Raw genomic sequence first — 19742 nt, forward strand, 5'->3', positions numbered from 1 at the left:
CGACGAGCCTCAGCCCTTGACGGAGCCTGCCGCCAGGCCCGCCATGATCTTCTTGTTGAGGAACACGAAGACGATCAGCAGCGCGATGATGTTGATGCTGATCGCGGCGAACAGCGGCCCGTACTGGGTCGACCCGAACTCGTCCGACAGGCTCAGCAGCCCCACCTGGATGGTGGCGAGCTGCGGGCGGGTCGTGAAGGTCAGGGCGATCAGCAGGTCGTTGAAGACGCTGAAGAACTGGATGAGCGCGATCGTGAGCATCGCGTTCTTCATGAGCGGCATCGCGATGACGAAGAACGACCGCAGCGGGCTGCATCCGTCCATCGTGGCCGCCTCGAAGATCTCGCGGGGCAGCGATCGGAAGTACGCCGCCATGAGGAACGTTGTCAGCGGAATGCCCATCGCCGTGTAGGTGAGGATCATCGGCCACAGCGAGTCGGTGATGCCCAGCCGGAAGTAGACGGTGAACAGCGGCACGAGGATCATCTGCCCGGGCACCATGATGCCGCCCATGATGAAGAGCAGCATCGGATGCCGCCCCTTCCAGATCATTATCTCGAGGGCGTATCCGGCGGCGACACCGAGCACGACGATGAGGAACACGGACGGCAGAGTGACCAGCAGGCTGTTGCGGTAGTTGATGCCGACGTTTCCGCGGGTGAACGCGTAGATGTAGTTGTCGAGGTTGAACTGCTCGGGCAGAGCCCACGTCGGGTTGGCGAAGAACTCCGTCTGGGTCTTGAACGACCCCATGATCATCCAGAACTGCGGATACAGCACGACGAACAGCAGCAGCCCGACGACGAGCCAGATCGGCAGGCGGCGCAGAACGCGCATCGCCGTGCGGCCCGCGGACGTGCGGGGCGTGGGATCGACCTTGCGCGACTGCGGACGGGCCTGGGTGAGGGTCTGGGTGGCGGTCATGGTCAGTCCTCCACTCGCTTGCTCGAGGATCGGAACACCAGGAGCGTGAACATCAGGCACAGCAGCGTCAGGACCAGCGCAATCGTGCTGCCGTAGCCGTACTCGGCGTACTCGAAGGCCGTGCGGTACATGTACAGGGTCAGCGGCGCCGTCGTCGTTCCGGGGCCGCCGTTGTTGAGGGCGAGCAGGCTGTCGAAGACCTTGAGGGTGGCGTTCAGGCTGAAGATGATCGACGACAGCAGGATCGGCAGCGACAGCGGGACGATGATGTGCCGCACGAGCTTGAGTCCGCTCGCGCCGTCCAGCCGGGCCGATTCGATGACCTCGTCGGGGATGTCGAGGAGCCCGGTGTACAGCAGGACGGCGTAGAAGCCCATCGAGCTCCACAGGGTCATGCCGATCGCCACCGTCATGGTGCCGATGGTGGTGGCGAGGAACTCGGTGCTCTCACCGCCGAAGAACGTGATGATGTCGTTGACGGGGCCCTGGTTCTCGCCGACGGCGACGAGGCTCTTGAACAGAAGCGCCACCGCGACGGTCGGCAGGACCATGGGGAAGAAGACCGCCGTACGCACGAAGGCGCTGCCCTTGCGGAGCACGAACACGTACAGCAGCGCGAGCAGGTATCCGAGAGTCACCTGGGCGATCGTGACGATGATCGCGAAGCTGACGCTCACCCACACCGAGTTGAGGGCGGCCGGGTCGGAGAGGAACTTCCCGAAGTTGTCGAAGCCGACGAACTCGAACCCGCGCAGGGTGTTGCCGGAGAAGAAGCTGAGGCCCAGCGACCACACGACCGGGACGACCTTCAGCAGCACGTAGATGAGGAGGGTGGGCAGCAGGAGGATCAGGATGGTCTTCCTGTCTCCGAACACGCGCGACATGGCGATCCTTTCTGCGGCGGACACAGTCCGGCCCCCGCGACGCGGGGGCCGGACCGGGACGATCAGCCGTTGGCGTCGATGCTCGCCTGGAGCTGTGACATGTACTCTTCCGCGGACATGTCGCCGTTGGTGAGCAGCGACACGTTGGACGAGGCCAGCGAGTTGGTCTGCGAGTCGAACAGCGCCTCGAACCACAGCACGGTCTCGCTGATCGAGGCCATGCGCTCCTGGATGTCGGCGGTCGTGGCCGGGATGTCGCCGACGTCGCCGTTGACCTGGAAGCCCGAGAGCACACCGGCGTCGCTCAGCGCCTGCTGACCGTAGTTCTCGGCGATGCACGCGAACCAGTCGGCCGTGGCGGCCCCGTAGGTCTTGGGGTTGATGGCCATCGCCGCGCCCGCGTTGGCGGGGTACTGGTCGATGGACCCGGCACCGCCGTCGACGGTCGGGAACGGCATGAAGCCGATGTTCTCGGCGCCGACCTGGTTCTGAGCCGGGTCGTTGATGGCCCCGAGCGCCCACGTGCCGTTGTACTGCATGGCGGCCTCGCCGCTGAGCAGCGCGGCGGTGGCCTGGTCGCCGCTCCGCGAGATGAACCCGTCACCGAACGCGCCCGAGAGCGCGAGGTCCTGCAGCGCCTGGGCACCGGCGACGTACTCGGGGTCGGTCAGCTTCGCCTCGCCGTCGCGCACCTGGGCCATGGCGTCGGGGCCGACGTTGCGGAAGATGTGCAGACCCATGAGGCGCGTGAGCGGCCAGCCGTCGGCGCCCGCCTGCGCGATCGGGACATAGCCCGCGTCGGCCGCCGCCGTTGCGACATCGACGAGTTCGTCGAAGGTCTGCGGCTCTTCGACGCCGAGCTCGGCGAAGATCTCCTTGTTGTACCAGACGCCCTCGAGGTTGTACTGGTACGGCATCGAGACCATCTGGCCGTAGACGTTCTTCACGGTGGATGCCGCGGCGGGCAGCACCTGGTCCCAGACGCCGGCCTCGGTGAAGGCCTCCTCGTAATCGAGCACGAGCTCGCCCGCCCCCAGGTCGCCGTCCGGGCGAACCTGAGCGGTGCCGGCGATGAAGTGGGACGGCAGCGCGTCCTGGCTGGCCAGCAGCGTGACCTGCTGGACGGTGTCGGCCTGGGCGATCGTGCGGTGCTCCAGCGGAAGGGCCTCGTTCTCGGCCTCGCACTGGTCGGCGGCGAGCGCGTCGAGCTGGTCACGGAGGACCTGGTTCTCGTTGGCGCTCAGCACCTCGAAGACCTCGCCGTCCGTGCCGATGCTCCCACCGGACTCGGAGCCCGATCCGGAACCGGCATCGGTACCGCCGGCGCAGGCGGAAAGGGGTACGGCGGTGACGAGCAGGATGCCCGCGGCGATCATGGTGCGCCGTCTGCGACGGATGTTCATACGTCCTCCTTGACGAACGGCCGCAGGCGTTGCGGCGACGTGCTGTGTCTCACTGCGAGTGTAGGGAGAGGTGGTTGCACAGTCAACCCTGAATCATTATTCATCGATCGCAATCTTGAGCCGCCAGCTGGTCGGCTCGAGGGGCAGTCTGTGCGCGGCGGGCAGGCCCGGGCCGACCGACGCCGAGCCGAGCCCGAGCTGGCCGTGATCGAGGTTCAGCCAGACCGCCCCGCTGTCGCGGAGCTCGTGGGGGAAACGCGCCCTCTGCAGGTCGAGGGACGTCCAACGACGCGCGGCGAAGTCGAAGACCGGGCCCCCCGTCACCCGCAGCGTCGGAACCCCCGGCCCGGACAGCGCCAGATTCCGGGTGTGCACGTGATTGCCGTTCTCCTGCGGCACCGGGTAGGGCACCTGCATGTCGTCGATGGCAGAGCTCCACCGACCGAGACGCGATCCTGCGAACGAGTCGCGGTAGGTCTCGCCGGGACCGCGCCCGTACCAGTCGGCGCGGGCGTAGTCGCGGGGCAGTTCGAAGACGAGTCCGAGTCGCGGGAGCACGATGTCCAGAGCGCGCAACGGCGTGGGCGACCAGGGCCCGACGAAGGATGCCGTCACCTCGAGTTCCACGATGTCCTCGACGCAGCTCCACGCCATCTCGAACTCGACGGCATGGGCATAGGTGGACGCGGCGAGGCGACCCGTCACCCGCACTCCGTCGTCGACGATGCGGACGTCATCCACTCTCGGCACCATCCGATCCATCCCGACGGCGGACCACGTCGCGGCGAGATCGTTGCGTCCACCCTGCCCGCGGTCGTTCTCGGTGGGCGCGCGGTGCACGTCGAGCCGGGGCCCGTCGAGCTCGGCGCGTCCGAGGCGGGTGAGTCGGCCCGTCCCTGGGTCGATGACCGCCGGCCCGAGGTGGATCCCGCGCGACGTGGCGCGAGCAGTCGACCGGGGAGCGCGGGACGACGGCGGGGGCGCCGGACGACGGCATCCCTGCCCCCAGGCGCCCAGGTGCCCGGCCGGCGCCCACCTCGATGAGTCGGCCGTGCGCGCCTCGACGGTCATGACGATCTCGCCCCGCGGCGGGAAGGCGACCGTCGGAACGGCGATCTCGACGTCGGTTCCCGCCGGCACCGGCGGGACGTCCAGCACCCCACCGGCGATGTCTACGCCATCGGCCGCGAGAGTCCAGGACCACTCCAGATCCGAGGTGTCGACGGCATGACGCAGATTCCGGATGGTGACGACCTCGCCCACGTCGATGCGGACCGGCTCGTAGGCCTTGGCCAGCTCGACGAGTCCGGGCGTCGGCGTACGGTCCGAGAACACCAGTCCGTCGAGGCAGTATCGGCCGCCGTTGGGGCGGTAGTCGACGGCGCCGCCGTGAAGCGTGAACGGGGTGCCGTCGGGCGTCTTCGCGGCGAAGCCGTGGTCGATCCACTCCCACACGAAACCGCCGCAGAAGCGGTCGTGCGATTCGAGGACGCGCTGGTACTCCTGCAGCCCGCCGGGCCCGTTGCCCATGGCGTGGGCGTACTCCACGAGGAGGAACGGCAGCGAGCGGCGGCGGGCGTCCTCCTCGTCGGTGATGCCCTCGGGACGCGGATCCTCGCGTCGCCCGATGGCCTCGAGCTCGTCGAGTCCGGGGTACATGACCGAGAAGAAGTCGGAGTGACGGTAGGACGGATCCCGCTCGTAAAGGATCGGACGCGTGTCGTCACGATCCCGGATCCAGGACTCCAGAGCGGCGAAGTTGTCGCCCGTCCAGCTCTCGTTAGCCATCGACCACACCACGACGCTCGGATGGTTCTTGTCCCGCTCGACCATGCGCTCGACGCGATCGAGGAGCGCCGGCAGCCAGTCCGGATCAGCGGGCGGGTTGCCCTCCCACCCGGCGTAGATGAAGCCGTGCGTCTCGATGTCGCACTCCTCGACCACCCACAGCCCGTACTCGTCGCACAGCCGCAGGAACTCCGGATGCGGCGGGTAATGACTCGTGCGCACCGCGTCGACGTTCGCGCGCTTCATCATCTCGATGTCGCGCACCATAGTGTCGCGGTCCAGCGCCCGCCCGCGCACCGCGTCGTGCTCGTGGCGGTTCACGCCCCGGAAGCGCAGCGGTCGACCGTTGGCCATCAGCCTCCCGTCCGCGATCTCCACGCGGCGGAAGCCGACGGCCAGCTGCACCGCCTCGCCCGCCGTGCGCAGCGTGCCCGCATAGAGCCTCGGCCGGTCGGCGCTCCACGGCTCGACCGCCACCCGCACGGTCTCCCCCGCCGGCATCCGGATGCCGAGCTCGGGGATCTCCACGACGGCGGCGGACCCGTCGGCGACGGTCGCGTCGACGCGCAGGGCCCCCTCGCCGGTGAGCGGGTCGTAGTCGGCGTGGACGTGATGGTCGTCGATGGCGTCGTCGGCGCGCTCGATGAGCTCGACGTCGCGGAAGATCCCGGGAAGCCACCACATGTCCTGGTCTTCGAGGTAGGTCCCGCTCGACCACCGCTGCACCCGGACGGCGAGCACGTTCCGTCCCGGTCGCACCGGCGCATCGAACTCGAAGGGAAGCCTGCTGCCGGTGGACCACCCCAGCTCCTCGCCGTTGAGCCACACCTTCGCGCACGAGTCCACGCCCTGGAACCTCAGGACGGCGCGACGCAGGTCGGCGGGGACGTCGAAGACCAGCCGGTGATCCCCGGTCGGGTTCTCGGCCGGCACCCGGGGCGGGTCGATGGGGATCGGGAGAGCCGTGTTCGTGTAGAGGGGGCCCTCCGGGTCGCCGATGAGAGAGCGGGCCGCCCCGCCGGCGAGGGGGGTGACCTCTTCGAGCACCCAGTGCGAGGGGATGCGGAGCCTGTCCCACTCGCTGTCGTCGAAGTCCTCGCGGGCGAAGTCCGGCCCGGTGCCCTCGCCGGTCGCGGCGAGTCGGAATCGCCACGTGCCGTTGAGCGACAGCGTGCGCGCGTCGGTGACCGCGTCGGCACGAGGACGACGCCTCCCCGATCCCGGTGCATGCGTCTGCCAGTATCCGGTCACGGGCGCACTCGGGTGATCAGCAGCGCCAGCGCCTCCCCCTCGGGCAGCGACACCGGCTCGGACTCCCCTGCGTACGCGTCGTTGCGCTTCACCTCGGTGATGACGAACGGCCGGCCGACGGGTTCGACGGTCATGTTCCAGGTGTCGATCACGCTCACCTCGAAGGTGTCGCCGACCTCGAGCCGCTCTCCGTCGCCCCCCTGCGGCAGCCGGAACGACCACTGCGCGGGCGCGCGCCGACCGAGGTACTGCACGTACTGGTCGCGGGCGACACCGGCCACATGGGCGGGGTCGTCCCATTTGTCGATCGGGTCGAGACCGGGGATGCGCAGGCCTTCGAGGATGCGGCGCAGAAAAGCCAGCCGCGCCGGCGACTGCCCTCGCAGGCGCCCGCCTTCGACGATGTGCAGACTGCCCGACTCGGTGACGAAGCTCTCTCCGTGCGAGGCATAGCAGCCGGCCACCGTGGCGATCCAGAACTGGTGCACGAGCTGCGCGGCGTCCAGGTCTCCCCACCGCTCGGGGGTGTCGCCCTCGTACTTGATCTCGTCCAGGACGACGGGTTTGCCGTAGACGTCGCGATAGAGGTTCGCGCGCCCGAACTCGGTGGTGACATGGCCGTTCTGGATGGAAGCGTGGGTGATCCACGGCTGGTTGTGGTCGTGCAGCTCCACCCAGTTGTGGATGGAGCGCAGGTGATCGTGCGCGTCGACCCGTGCGAGCAGTTCGCCCATGCGGTCCCACCGCTCCGCCGGACGGTCGGTGAGCTGGTCGAACTCGTTGCACAGCGACCACCACACGTGCGGGAAGGCGCCCAGCCGGGCCACGAGGTAGCGCAGGTACGCGGCATCCTGCTCCTCGGTCAGCCCGTCGAGCCCGAAGACCCCCCGGTCGTACGCGTTGAAGACGAGCACGTCGGCCTGGATGCCCCGATCCCCGAGCGCGGCGACCAGATCGTCGAGCCGACGGAAGAACGCGACGGACGGGCGCGAGACGTCCCAGCCGTCGCCGTCGCGCTCGAAGGGGAGGAGCTCGGGATCATGCTCGACGTAGTTGCCGGCCTGCGGGAAGACCATGAAGCGCAGCTTGTCGAACCCCGCCTCGGCCACAGCGTCGATCGTCTGCGCGCGCAGCGCCTCGCCCTGGTGGATCCAGTTGTAGACCGTGGTGCCGACCGGCCGGAACGGCGTGCCGTCGGCGTGAGCGAAGTGGAATCTCCCGGCCACGCGGACCGGACCCCGAGTCGAGGAGGCGACGACGTCGACACGGCCCTGGCGTCCGTCCAGCAACGGCTCGTCGCTCGCGGTCTGCCAGGTCCAGGACCCCGGCACCTCGGGGGCGAAGCGCACGAGGTATCGCGTGCCGCCGTCCCAGAACCCCAGCACCGTGCGCTCCTGCGCGCCCGGTCCGACGAACCGCGCCGTCAGCGGGACGCGGTCGGCCGGAATCGGCACGTCGGGACCTTCGAACGCGAGCTCGAAGGGCGTGTGGACGGGATGGGATGCGGCGGTTGCGGTCATCGGCGACCTCCTCGTCGTCAGGGTGGGGCCGCCGGGAGTCCCCGCCGACATTGAAACGTACCAAAAGTCTGCCGCACGCACCGTGGAATGGGCTACCATCCGACTGAAACGTTTCGAAATCGAAGAGGATTCATGAACGCACGCGTCGACCGCCCGCGCATCGAGCACCACCGCACCGCCCTGGGGATCGGCGAGGCCTCACCGCGACTGTCGTGGCGGGTGGTGGCGGCCGATGCGGGGTGGCGACAGCGGGCGTACCGGGTGGTCATCGAGCGCGAGGGCAACGAGGCGACGCACGAGGTGGCGTCCGCCGAGCAGGTCCTCGTCCCGTGGCCGGGCGAGGCGCTGCGCTCCCGCGATCGGGCCCGCGTGCACGTTCAGGTCCGCGGCGAGGATGGGCAGTGGTCGGCGGCGTCCCCCGCCGTCGAGGTCGAAGCGGGGCTGCTGCGCCCTGAGGACTGGACAGCGCGCCCGGTGGGAGCGCGCCGACTCGAGCCCCGCGACTCCGACACGCGCCGTCCGACCCTGGTCCGTCGGGAGTTCTCCGTCTCGGCGGGCCTCGTGCGAGCGCGCCTCTACGCCACCGCGCACGGGCTCTACGAGGCCGAAGTGAACGGCCGGCGCACCGGCGACGACACCCTGTCGCCCGGGTGGACGTCGTACGACGCACGGTTGCGGTACTACACGTACGACGTCACCGATCTGCTGCATCCAGGGGCCAACGCGATCGGCGCGTGGCTGGCCGACGGATGGTACCGCGGACGGATCGGGTGGTACGAGGGCTTCCGAAATGTGTTCGGCGAGGACCTCTCCTTCCTCGGACAGCTCGAGCTGACGTACGCCGACGGCTCTCGCGAGGTGATCGCCACGGACGCCTCGTGGCGTGCCGCCGACAGCCCGATCCTCCGCTCCGGCATCTACGACGGCGAGGACCACGACGCGCGGCTGGAGCAGCACGGCTGGTCCTCGCCCGGCTTCGACGACTCGGCGTGGGAGCCGGTCGCCGTGCGTCACCGGGATCCCGCGACGCTCGTCGCCCCCACCGCGCCGCCGGTGCGGTGCACCCAGGAGCTCGCGCCGGTCGCGGTGCTCACCTCTCCGGGCGGCAACCGGATCCTCGACTTCGGTCAGAACCTCGCCGGCCGCGTAAGGATCCGGGTGTCGGGTCCGGCCGGCGCGGTGGTGCGCCTGCGGACGGCCGAGGTGCTGCAGGACGGAGAGCTCTACACGCGCCCGCTGCGGTCGGCCCGATCGACCGATCACTACACCCTCGCCGGCCGCCCGGAAGGCGAGGAGTGGGAACCCCGGTTCACCTTCCACGGGTTCCGCTACGTCGAGGTCGACGGGTGGCCGGGCGATCTCGACGCCGATGCGGCCGCCGGCGGCCTCGTCGCCCGCGTCCTCCACACCGATCTCGAGCGCACCGGCTGGTTCACCTGCTCCGACCCGGACGTCGATCGCCTGCACGAGAACGTGGTGTGGGGAATGCGCGGCAACTTCGTCGACCTGCCCACCGACTGCCCGCAGCGTGACGAGCGAGCGGGATGGACCGGCGACATCCAGGTGTTCGGGCCGACGGCATCCTTCCTCTTCGACGTCTCGGGCATGCTCTCCGGCTGGCTGCGCGATCTCGAAGCCGACCAGCTGCCCGACGGCACCGTGCCCTGGTACGTGCCGGTGATCCCCGCCCACCGCATGTGGACCCCGATCCGCCCGGGTGCCGCGTGGGGCGACGCCGCCACGATCCTGCCGTGGACGCTGTACGTGCGGTTCGCGGACGCCGGGGTGGTGCGCGCGCAGTTCGACAGCGCCCGGCGCTGGGTCGACCTCGTCGAGAAGCTCGCGGGCGATGACCGCGTGTGGGACGAGGGGTTCCAGCTCGGCGACTGGCTGGACCCCGCGGCACCGCCCCACGACCCCGCCGATGCGCGCACCGACCGGTACCTCGTCGCGACGGCCTACTTCGCGCGCTCGGCGCGGATCGTGTCGTGGATGGCGGAGCTTCTGGGCGACGCGGACGCGCACGAGCGGTACGCCCGCCTCGCCGACGAGGTCACGACCGCCTTCGCCGGCGCGTACCTCCGCCCCGACGGACGGATGAGCAGCGACGCCCCCACCGCGTACGCCCTGGCCCTCATGTTCGACCTGCTGCCGGACGACGACCGTCCGGCAGCAGGCCGGAGACTGGGCGAGCTGGTACGCGAGGCGGGCAACCGGATCGCCACGGGCTTCGTGGGAACGCCCCTGGTGTCGGATGCCCTCACCGCTGCGGGCGAGATCGACACCGCCTACGACCTCCTGCAGGAGCGCGGCTGCCCGTCGTGGCTCTACCAGGTCGACCAGGGCGCCACCACGGTGTGGGAACGCTGGGACTCGCTGCTTCCCGACGGGACGGTGAACCCCGGGGCGATGACCTCGTTCAACCATTACGCGCTCGGCGCCGTGGCCGACTGGATGCACCGCGTCGTGGCGGGGCTCGCACCGGATGCCCCCGGGTACCGGCGGATCCGCTTCGCACCGCGACCCGGCGGCGGCCTCACCCACGCCGCAGCGCGTCACCTCACCCCTTACGGCGAGGCCGCGATCTCGTGGCGGCTCGAACACGGCTCCCTCCATGTGGAGGTCGTCGTGCCCGTCGGCGCCGAGGGCGTGCTGGACCTGCCGGGACGACCCGCCGAGACACTCGGGCACGGGACGCACACGAGGGTGTCGCCGCTCGCGTGACGGCCCGGGCTGCAGCCGGCTCGCTCGGGGCCGGCTACAGCCCGTCGACCGCCTCGCGCAGGCGGCGGATGCCGGAGCGCAGGCTCGTGAGGACGGGCACATCGACGTCGGCGGCGTCGGCCGCCGACGCCATGGAGGCCTGCGCGAGAACGATGACGTCGGTGTCGGGCGCACGTCGCTCGATCGCCGCGGCGACAAGGCGGTCGTGCGCGGGCCGGTCGCCTCCGGCAACGGCCGCGAACGCGCCGTCGATCACCTCGCTCGAGATCTGCGGGACCCGACCGGCGAGCTCGGCCCGCTCGCGCACGAGCGCGATTGTCGGGCCGAGCGTCGTCGGGAGCGTCGCCAGCACCGTGATGCGCTCCCCCGCCGAGACGGCTTCATCGGCCATGGCCTCGTCGATGCGCATGACCGGAACCCCCAGTCGCTCCGAGGTGGGGGCGGCCAACTGCGAGATCGACGAGCAGGTCAGCATCACGATGTCGGCACCCGCCGACGCGGCGGCCTGCACGAGGTCGGCCACCCGGTCGGGCACCGAATCCGCGCGTTCGGCGTCAGCGAGGTCGGCCACGATGCGGTCGTCCAGGTAGTTGATCGGGGTCACGCCCGGGAGGTGCTCCTTCGCGAGTTCCGCGACGAGCGGGATGACGACCGCTCCGGTGTGGAGGAAGGCCACGCGTGGTGTGTCGGACATTCTTCGATCATCCCCTTCGATGCGCATCGGCACGAGTCGAACCGTGATGCATATTCATTCAACGTTGCGAGAAGTTGCAGTGCCAGGATAACCTTTCAGGGCTCGATGGGAAAGGACAGCCAATGACGGCCACCGCCGCGCTCCGCGCACACGCCGCCCTCACCCCGCTCACGGCGAGCGGCGCCCGGTGGGAAGGGGGCTTCTGGGCCGCGATCGCCCGTCGCACCCACGAGGTGACCGTTCCCTCGATGTGGAACATGCTGCAGGACCCCTCGGTGAGTCCGGGATTGACCAACTTCCGGGTCGCAGCGGGGCTGGAGCCCGGCATCCATCTCGGACCTCCGTTCATGGACGGCGACTTCTACAAGTGGCTCGAATCGGCGATCACCGATCTCGAGACCTCCCCCGACCCCGAGCTGGCCGCGCGCATCGAGGGCATCGCGGCGCTGATCGCGTCGGTGCAGCGCGAGGACGGCTACGTGCACACGCCGACGGCGATCGCCGCCCGCAACCGCGAGCAGGTCGTCGCGCTCGCGGACCGCTTCAACTTCGAGACGTACAACCTCGGGCACCTCATCACGGCGGGCGTGCGCCACCACCGGGTCACCGGTTCGACGACGCTGCTCGAGGTCGCCGAGGGAGCCGCCCGCTTCCTCGAGATGCTCGCGACCGACAAGCCCCGAGAGCTCGCCCGCAGCGCGATCTGCCCGTCGCACTACATGGCGGTCATCGACCTGTATCGCGCGACGGGCGACGACCGGTACCTGCGCCTCGCCGAGGCGTTCGTCCGCGTGCGCGACGACTTCGACGAGGGCGGCGACGACAATCAGGACCGTCTCCCGGTGCGCGAGCAGACGACCGTCGCCGGCCACGCGGTGCGCGCGAACTACCTCTACGCCGGCCTCGCCGACCTCGTCGCCGAGACCGGGGATCCGCAGCTGCGCGACGTGCTGGATCGACTCTGGCGCGACGTCGTCGACACCAAGCTCTACATCACCGGCGGCTGCGGGGCGCTCTACGACGGCGCCTCGCCCGACGGCCACCCCTGGCAGAGCGAGATCAGCCGCGTCCACCAGGCCTACGGCCGCCCTTACCAACTGCCGAACACCACCGCTCACAACGAGTCCTGCGCGCAGATCGGCATGATCCTGTGGAGCGAGCGCATGCTGGCCCTCGGCGCCGACGGCCGGTACGCGGACGTCATCGAGAACATCTCCGTCAACTCCCTGCTGGCGAGCATCGGCCTCGAAGGATCGACGTACTTCTACACCAACCCGCTCCGTCAGGTGCGGGACCTTCCTTTCCCGCTCCGGCGCGCCGGTGACACCGCGCTGCACCCCACGCCCGCGCCGCCGCCCTCGGACGAGCGCGTGCGGCAGGAGTACCTCAGCTGCTTCTGCTGCCCGCCGAACATCGCGCGCACGCTCGCCCAGCTGCACGAGCGGATCGCCTCGTCGTCCGAGGAGGGGCTCTTCGTCCACCAATACGGCGGGACCGGCATCCGGCATGCCTTCGACGAGGGCCGGATGCTGGGGCTCGAAGAGCGGTCGGACTACCCGTGGGACGGTCGCGTCGTCTTCACCGTCACCGAGGCGGCGGGCGCAGTGCCGCTGCACCTGCGGGTTCCGGGCTGGTCGGAGGACGCGACGGTCAGCGTGAACGGCCGACGGTTCGATGCCCCCGAGACCGACGGGTACGTCCGACTCGACCGCTCCTGGTCTCCCGGCGACACCATCGAACTCGACCTGCCGATGCCGGTGCGCGTGCTGCGCGGGCACCGACTCGCCGAGGAGATCACCAACCAGGTGGCCGTCCAGCGCGGCCCCGTCGTCTACTGCCTCGAGAGTCTCGACCTTCCGGACGGGGTCGTTCTGGAGCGGGCCGCATTCCGGCGCGGTACGGCGCTGCGTCCGGTCGAGGCCGAGATCGCCAGCCAGCGGGTGATCGTGCTCGAGACCGAGCTCGCGATCCTCCCCGCAGGCGGCGATCACCTGTATGACGACCTCGACGACGCGCCCGTGCAGACGGCGCCCGCCCGCCTGATCCCGTACTTCGCCTGGAGCAACCGGGGCCCCTCCGAGATGTCGGTGTGGCTGCCGGTGGTGTGGTGATCCGGTGAGCGCCGCGCACGTCGTCGCGACGTACCACGTCGAGACCTCCCTCCCGCTGGAGCACGCGGCCGAGGTCCTCGCCGGAGAGCAGTCCACCGGCACCTTCGTCCGCGTGGAGCGCGAGTCCGACGCGGTGCGGGCGCGGTTCGCGGCGCAGGTCGAGAGCGTGGAAGAGGTGCCGCTGACGGGCGCCTGCGCGCTGCCCGGCTCGGTCGGCGATCCGGGCGCGCGCCGCCGCGCCGTCCTGCGGCTGCGCTTCCCGCTCGAGAACTTCGGTCCGTCGGTGCCCAACCTGCTCGCCGCCGTCGCCGGGAACCTCTTCGAGCTCAAGGAGCTGTCGGCCATCAAGCTGATGGACCTCGATCTTCCTCCCGCGTTCGCGCGACGTTACGCCGGACCGCAGTTCGGCGTGACGGGCACCCGCCGACTCGTGGGACGCCCGGACGGCGCGATGATCGGAACGATCGTCAAGCCCAGCATCGGCCTCGCCCCCGCCGAGCTCGCCGAGCTGGTGGGCGAGCTCGCGACGGCGGGGGTGGACTTCATCAAGGACGACGAACTGCAGGGCAACGGCTCACACGCCCCCCTGGCCGAGCGCATCCGCGCCGTCATGCCGGTGCTCGAGCGCCACGCCGACCGCACCGGCGTCAAGCCGATGTACGCCTTCAACATCACCGACGACATCGACCGCCTCGAGGCCAACCACGATCTCGTGGTCGCGGCCGGCGGGACGTGCATCATGGTGTGCATCAACATGATCGGTCTCTCGGGCCTGGACTACATCCGCCGACGCTCGCAGGTGCCCATCCACGGACACCGCGCCATGTTCGGCGCGGTCAGCAGGTCGCAGCAGGTCGGCATCCACTTCCGGGCCTGGCAGAAGCTCGTGCGCCTGGCCGGTGCCGATCACCTCCACACCAACGGGATCTCGAACAAGTTCTACGAGTCCGACGCCGAGGTCCTCGCCGCCATCGCCGCGGTGCGCGAGCCGCTCCTCGGCCTCACGCCGACCGTGCCGGTGCTGTCGTCGGGGCAGTGGGGAGGACTCGCGCACGCCACGTACGCCGAGGTGGGCACCACCGACCTGCTCGTCCTCGCCGGCGGCGGCATCCACGGGCACCCCGACGGCGCGCGATCGGGCGTGGCGAGCATGCGCGATGCCTGGGCGTCGGCGGCGGCCGGTGAGACCATCGACGACGCGCTCGAGCGCTCCGAGCCGCTGCGTCGCGCCGCAGAGAGGTTCGGCCCGGTCCGTGTGTAGCCCGCAGGTCGCGTTCTACGGAGACGACTTCACCGGAAGCGTCGACGTGCTGCTGCAGTTCGCGCGCCGCGGCTGGCGCGGACGCCTCTTCGTGGGCGTTCCCGACGCCGCACTGCTCGACGCTGCAGCTCGGGAGTGCGACGTCGTGGGAATCGCCGGGATCGCCCGATCGCTCCCGACCGGCGACCTCGACCGCGAGGTGCGCCCGGCGTTCGAGGCGCTGCTGCGGCTCGGCCCTCACGTGGTGCAGTACAAGGCATGCTCGACCGCCGACTCGTCGCCCGCGATCGGCAGCCTCGGCCGGGTGATCGAGATCGGCCGGGACGTCGTCGGCGAGGGCACGGTGCCCCTGCTGTTCGCCCAGCCGGACTTCGGCCGGTACACCCTCTTCGGCCACCACTTCGCGCGTGAGGGATCGGTGGTCCACCGACTCGACCGGCAGCCGACGATGTCGACGCACCCGTCCACGCCGATGACGGAATCTGATCTGGCCCGGCACCTGTCGCAGCAGACCGCACTCCCGATCGGCGGCATCCCCTTCACCTCGTACCGCACCCCCTCTGCGCTGCGCGACGACCTTCGGGCCTCGGATGCCGCAGCCGTCGTCCTGGACGCCGCCGACGACGCCCACCTCATCCTCATCGGCGAGGCCGTCCTGGGGCTCCCGGCACCGGTGTTCGCACTCGGCTCCGGCGGGCTGTCGCACGGGCTCGCTGCGGCGCGGCCCGGTCCCGGCGGCGGGGTGCCGTCGTCGACGCCGTCGCGGGGACCCGTGCTCGCGGTGTCGGGTAGCAGGTCCGCGACGACGCGCCGTCAGATGGATGTCGCGGCGGACGCCGGCTGGCTGACCGGCCCTCTGCCGGCAGACCCGGCATCCCTGCCCGACACCCTGGGCCGGGTCGTCGACGCGCTCGCCGCGGGCCGCAGCGTGGCTCTCGGATCGGACGGCGCCGACCTGTCGCACGCTGGGGCCGACGCCCTGCCGGCGATCGCCCGCGCCGCGGCGGTCGTCATCGACGAGGCCGTCAGGGCGCGCGCCACGCGGCGCGTGATCGTCTGCGGCGGCGACACCTCGAGCCGGGTCGTGACCCTCCTCGGCGTCTCGTCGCTGTCGCTCGCGGCGAACCCGACGGCGAACGTCGTTCTGCTGACCGCGCAGTCGGCGGACCCCGCGATCGACGGCCTCGAGATGCTCCTCAAGGGCGGGCAGGTGGGCGACGACGACCTCTTCGTCGCGACCCGGGCGCTCGGCGGCGGTCCCGCGTGAGCATCGCCGTTCGACGCCGTGTGCCGGCCGGTGTGGCCGCCGCGGTCGCCGAGGCGTCTCGTCTCAAGACCGGCGCGCTGGACCGCGCGGCGTACGCGCCCGACGCGTCGCACTACCTGCGCACGCCCGAGGCGGTCATCGTTGCCGCCGATGCCGCGGAGGTGGGGCGCGTCATGCGCGCCGCGTCCGAGTCGCGCATGCCTCTCACGTTCCGTTCGGGCGGTACGAGCCTGTCGGGCCAAGCCGCGGGCGACGGGCTGCTCGTCGACGTCCGGCGCGGCTTCCGCGACATCGAGGTGACCCACGGCGGGCGCCGCGTGCGGGCACAGCCCGGCGCCACGGTCCGGCAGGTGAACGCGCGCCTGGCGCCCTACGGGTTCCGCCTGGGCCCCGACCCCGCCAGCGAGGCGGCGTGCACCATCGGCGGAGTGGTCAACAACAACTCCAGCGGCATGGCATGCGGCACGGACGAGAACACCTACCGCACGCTGGAGTCGCTCGTCTTCGTCCTCCCCTCCGGCACGGTGGTCGACACCGCCGCGCCCGACGCCGACTCCGCGCTGGCCGCCGCCGAGCCCGACCTGGTGGACGCCCTCCTGCGGCTGCGCCGACGAGTGGTGTCGAACCCGTCGTCGGTCGACAGCATCCGCCGCTCCTTCGCGATGAAGAACACGATGGGCTACGGGGTCAACGCCTTCCTCGACCACTCCACGCCCGCCCAGCTGCTGGCCCATCTGGTGATCGGCAGCGAGGGGACGCTCGCCTTCGTGGCGGAGGCGACCTACCGAACCGTGCCGGTGCGCCCGCGGGTCGCCACGGCACTGGCGGTCTTCGACGACCTGGATGCCGCGACGCGGGCGCTCCCCCGGCTGGTCGAGACCGGCGCGGCCACGCTCGAGCTCATGGACGCCACCTCGCTGCGCGTGGGGCAGCGATCGGCCGGAGCGCCTTCGCAGATCCTGGGCTTCGAGGTGCGCGACGAGGCGGCGCTGCTGATCGAGTACCACGCGTTCGAGGAGGACGAGCTGTCGCAGAGCATCGCCGAGGGCGACCGCGCGCTCGCCTCGCACCGCCTGCGCGCACCCGCCCCGCTCGTCACCGACGCGGCGATGCGCACTGCCGCCTGGAAGCTCCGGAAGGGCCTGTACGCCTCGGTCGCCGGCGCCCGCCCGAGCGGAACCACGGCCCTGCTCGAGGACGTGGTGGTCCCCGTCCCTGAACTCGCCGCCACGTGCGCCGCGCTCCAGCACCTCTTCGCCCGTCACGGCTACGACGACAGCGTGATCTTCGGTCACGCCAAGGACGGCAACATCCACTTCATGCTGACCGACCGCTTCGACAGCGACCGGCAGCTGGCTCGTTTCGCGGGCTTCACCGAGGACATGGTCGACCTCGTCCTCGCAGCCGGCGGCAATCTGAAGGCCGAGCACGGCACCGGGCGGGCGATGGCGCCGTACGTCCGACGGCAGTACGGCGACGAGCTGTACGACGTGATGTGCGAGCTCAAGCGGGCCTGCGATCCCGCCGGCATCCTCAACCCCGGGGTCATCATCGACGACGACCCCGACGCGCACATGCGGCAGATCAAGCCGGCGGTGTCGATCGAAGCCGAGGTCGACCGGTGCGTCGAGTGCGGATACTGCGAGCCGGTCTGCCCGTCGAAGGATCTCACCCTCACCCCGCGGCAGCGCATCGTGGCCCGCCGCGCGATCGCCCGCGCCGAAGCCGCCGGCGATCGCGACCTCGTCCGCGAGCTGGAACGGGAGTACGACTACGCCGCAGTCCAGACCTGCGCCGTGGACGGCATGTGCCAGACGGCGTGCCCGGTGCTGATCAACACCGGCAGCCTCGTCAAACGGCTGCGCCGCGAGAGCGCCGGCGCGCTCGCCGATGCCGCGTGGGCGGGTGCCGCCCGCGGGTGGGGGCCTGCGAGCCGCGCCGCGGGCTCGGCGCTCACCGCGGCGCGCCACGCGCCGGCCGGACTCGTCACGGCCGCGACCGAGGTCGGCCGCGCCGTCCTCGGCGACGAGGTCGTCCCGCGCTACTCCGAGGATCTGCCGCGGGGTGGTGCGCCGCGCTCCAGGCTGGGGCCCGAGATCGGCTCCGGATCGCAACCGCCCGTCGCGGTGTACCTGCCGGCCTGCGTGAACACGATGTTCGGGCCCGCCGACGAGGGGGTCGGCGTCGCCGAGGCCTTCCGCCGGCTGGCCGAGCGCGCCGGCATCCGTCTGGTCGTGCCCGACGGGATCGACGCACTCTGCTGCAGCACTCCGTGGACGTCGAAGGGGCACGCGGCCGGGCGCGCGATCATGCTCGAGCGTGTGGCCTCCGCCGTGGCCGAGGTCACACGCGGCGGTGAGCTGACCCTCGTCACGGATGCCTCGAGCTGCACCGAGGGCTTCATCCACCTTCTCGCCGATGCGGGGGTGACGGCCCGCGTCGAAGACGCCGTCGCGTTCGCCGAGCGCGAGCTGCTCCCCCGCCTGGGCGAGGTCTCGCCGCTGGTGGCGAGCCTGGCCCTGCATCCGACGTGCTCATCCGCCCAGCTGGGGCTCGATCCGTCGCTGCGCCGGGTGGCCGAAGCGGTCGCGGTCGACGTCGTGGTGCCGGAGTCGTGGGGCTGCTGCGCGTTCGCGGGCGACCGCGGGATGCTGCATCCCGAACTCACGGCTTCGGCGACCGCCGCCGAAGCAGCCGAGGTGCGGTCCCTCGGCGCCGAGGCGCACGCGTCGTGCAACCGCACATGCGAGCTCGGGATGACGCGAGCCACCGGCGCGGACTACCGCCATGTGCTCGAGCTGCTCGAAGAGGCGACGCGCCCCACCGTCGGTTGAAGCCGTCGACGTCGAGCGGGATCAGCGGCCGGTGGATTCCCGGACGACGAGCTCGGGCCGGAACCGGATGCGACGCTCGTGCCCGCCGTCGGGGTCCGCGAGGTCCTTCAGCAGCAGGTCGACGGCGGAGTAGCCGATGAGGTGCGCCGGCTGGCGGATCGAGCTCAGCGGCACGACGGTGGCCGCGGCGAAGTCGATGTCGTCGTAGCCGATGAGCGCGATGTCGTCGGGCACGCGGACGTCGGCCATGAGGGCGAACGCCTGCAGCACGCCGACGGCCAGCAGGTCGTTGGCGGCGAACACCGCATCGGGCCGGTCGGCCGGATCCCGCGCGAGCAGCTGCTCACCGGCATCCCTTCCCTGCAGCACGGTCAGGGCGGGCATCTCGATCACCTCCAGCGACGCGCCGGGATGCGCGGCGACCGCGTGGCGCGCTCCTTCCAGACGGTCCACGACCTGCCTCGTCGAGCGCGGCCCGCCGACGAAGGCGATGCGGCGGCGTCCCTGCTCGATGAGGTGCGCCACCGCGAGGTGACCACCCTCGACGTCATCGACGGCGACGGATCCGAATCCGGCATCCTCGACCTCGCGGTCGACGAGGATCACCGGCACGCCGCCGTCGCGCAGTCGCTCGAGCAGCCCGAGGTCGTCGGTCGTCGGAGTCACGAGCACGCCGTTGACCCGCTGCTCGCGGAACAGGTCGATGTACGCGGTCTCGCGGTCCTGCCGCTCGTCGCTGTTGCCGAGCAGCACCGTCATGCCGCCCTCGGCAGCGCGCGCCTCTGCGCCGCGGGCGACCTCGGCGAAGAACGGGTTGCCCACGTCGAGCACGATGAGGCCGATGCTGCGGCTGCGGCCGGCCCGCAGCTGGCGCGCCGCGTCGTTGCGGACGAAACCGAGGTCGGCGATGGCCTTCTGCACCCGGGCGACGGTCTCGGGCGCGACCTTCGCCGGACGATTGAGGACGTTCGAGACGGTGCCCACCGAGACGGATGCCGCGAGCGCGACATCGCGAACGCTCACCGCCATGGTGCTTCTCCTCTCGCGCGCCGGCGCGCGGTCGGGCACGCTCGTCTGGGCC

12 protein-coding genes are annotated in these 19742 nt (G+C 70.9%); 5 read left to right on the plus strand and 7 right to left on the minus strand.

Annotation, left to right across the window (positions count from 1 at the left end):
• Window positions 1-9: 9 nt before the first annotated feature.
• The 5 genes from NFR93_RS09025 to NFR93_RS09045 form a co-directional block, all read right to left on the minus strand.
• Window positions 10-924: a carbohydrate ABC transporter permease gene (locus NFR93_RS09025; protein WP_251452231.1), complete on the minus strand. Its 915-nt coding sequence runs from the start codon at window positions 922-924 to the stop codon at window positions 10-12.
• Between the two features lie 2 nt (window positions 925-926).
• Window positions 927-1808 carry a carbohydrate ABC transporter permease gene (locus tag NFR93_RS09030; RefSeq protein WP_251452233.1) on the minus strand — a complete coding sequence of 294 codons (882 nt, stop codon included), beginning with the start codon at window positions 1806-1808 and terminating at the stop codon, window positions 927-929.
• A 62-nt stretch (window positions 1809-1870) separates the two neighbouring features.
• Window positions 1871-3211 carry an ABC transporter substrate-binding protein gene (locus tag NFR93_RS09035; RefSeq protein ID WP_251452241.1) on the minus strand — a complete coding sequence of 447 codons (1341 nt, stop codon included), beginning with the start codon at window positions 3209-3211 and terminating at the stop codon, window positions 1871-1873.
• A gap of 96 nt (window positions 3212-3307) precedes the next feature.
• Window positions 3308-6250 carry a glycoside hydrolase family 2 TIM barrel-domain containing protein gene (locus NFR93_RS09040; protein ID WP_251452243.1) on the minus strand — a complete coding sequence of 981 codons (2943 nt, stop codon included), beginning with the start codon at window positions 6248-6250 and terminating at the stop codon, window positions 3308-3310.
• Window positions 6247-7770, minus strand: coding sequence for an apiosidase-like domain-containing protein (locus tag NFR93_RS09045; RefSeq protein ID WP_251452244.1), 1524 nt, complete (start codon window positions 7768-7770; stop codon window positions 6247-6249). The genes NFR93_RS09040 and NFR93_RS09045 overlap by 4 nt, the downstream gene beginning before the upstream one ends.
• A gap of 132 nt (window positions 7771-7902) precedes the next feature.
• Here NFR93_RS09045 and NFR93_RS09050 point away from each other — a divergent pair, with 132 nt between their 5' ends.
• A complete protein-coding gene (locus NFR93_RS09050; RefSeq protein WP_251452247.1) occupies window positions 7903-10494 on the plus strand; it encodes a family 78 glycoside hydrolase catalytic domain in 2592 nt (863 codons plus the stop codon).
• A 34-nt stretch (window positions 10495-10528) separates the two neighbouring features.
• Here NFR93_RS09050 and NFR93_RS09055 read toward each other — a convergent pair whose 3' ends face one another.
• A complete protein-coding gene (locus NFR93_RS09055) occupies window positions 10529-11188 on the minus strand; it encodes an aspartate/glutamate racemase family protein (RefSeq protein WP_251452249.1) in 660 nt (219 codons plus the stop codon).
• Between the two features lie 122 nt (window positions 11189-11310).
• Here NFR93_RS09055 and NFR93_RS09060 point away from each other — a divergent pair, with 122 nt between their 5' ends.
• The 4 genes from NFR93_RS09060 to NFR93_RS09075 are packed head-to-tail and all read left to right on the plus strand — an operon-like array spanning window position 11311 to window position 18661.
• Window positions 11311-13299 carry a glycoside hydrolase family 127 protein gene (locus NFR93_RS09060; protein ID WP_251452251.1) on the plus strand — a complete coding sequence of 663 codons (1989 nt, stop codon included), beginning with the start codon at window positions 11311-11313 and terminating at the stop codon, window positions 13297-13299.
• A gap of 4 nt (window positions 13300-13303) precedes the next feature.
• Window positions 13304-14560 (plus strand): RuBisCO large subunit C-terminal-like domain-containing protein, encoded by a 1257-nt coding sequence (locus NFR93_RS09065; RefSeq protein ID WP_251452253.1) that lies wholly within the window; start codon window positions 13304-13306, stop codon window positions 14558-14560.
• Window positions 14553-15827 carry a four-carbon acid sugar kinase family protein gene (locus NFR93_RS09070; RefSeq protein ID WP_251452255.1) on the plus strand — a complete coding sequence of 425 codons (1275 nt, stop codon included), beginning with the start codon at window positions 14553-14555 and terminating at the stop codon, window positions 15825-15827. Before NFR93_RS09065 ends, NFR93_RS09070 begins: the two co-directional genes overlap by 8 nt.
• Entirely contained in the window at window positions 15824-18661 is a 2838-nt protein-coding gene (locus NFR93_RS09075) for an FAD-binding and (Fe-S)-binding domain-containing protein (RefSeq protein WP_502846276.1), read from the plus strand. The genes NFR93_RS09070 and NFR93_RS09075 overlap by 4 nt, the downstream gene beginning before the upstream one ends.
• Window positions 18662-18682: 21 nt before the next feature.
• Here NFR93_RS09075 and NFR93_RS09080 read toward each other — a convergent pair whose 3' ends face one another.
• Entirely contained in the window at window positions 18683-19690 is a 1008-nt protein-coding gene (locus tag NFR93_RS09080) for a LacI family DNA-binding transcriptional regulator (RefSeq protein WP_251452257.1), read from the minus strand.
• Between the last annotated feature and the right edge of the window lie 52 nt (window positions 19691-19742).

The organism is Microbacterium sp. Marseille-Q6648 (assembly GCF_943181415.1).
Taxonomy (GTDB): domain Bacteria; phylum Actinomycetota; class Actinomycetes; order Actinomycetales; family Microbacteriaceae; genus Microbacterium.

Bases quoted from the DNA above. Each gene is read 5' to 3' on its own strand.
- NFR93_RS09030 (WP_251452233.1), bottom strand. From the start codon at position 1,808: ATGTCGCGCGTGTTCGGAGACAGGAAGACCATCCTGATCCTCCTGCTG.
- NFR93_RS09050 (WP_251452247.1), top strand. From the start codon at position 7,903: ATGAACGCACGCGTCGACCGCCCGCGCATCGAGCACCACCGCACCGCC.
- NFR93_RS09035 (WP_251452241.1), bottom strand. From the start codon at position 3,211: ATGAACATCCGTCGCAGACGGCGCACCATGATCGCCGCGGGCATCCTG.
- NFR93_RS09045 (WP_251452244.1), bottom strand. From the start codon at position 7,770: ATGACCGCAACCGCCGCATCCCATCCCGTCCACACGCCCTTCGAGCTC.
- NFR93_RS09025 (WP_251452231.1), bottom strand. From the start codon at position 924: ATGACCGCCACCCAGACCCTCACCCAGGCCCGTCCGCAGTCGCGCAAG.
- NFR93_RS09060 (WP_251452251.1), top strand. From the start codon at position 11,311: ATGACGGCCACCGCCGCGCTCCGCGCACACGCCGCCCTCACCCCGCTC.
- NFR93_RS09080 (WP_251452257.1), bottom strand. From the start codon at position 19,690: ATGGCGGTGAGCGTTCGCGATGTCGCGCTCGCGGCATCCGTCTCGGTG.
- NFR93_RS09055 (WP_251452249.1), bottom strand. From the start codon at position 11,188: ATGTCCGACACACCACGCGTGGCCTTCCTCCACACCGGAGCGGTCGTC.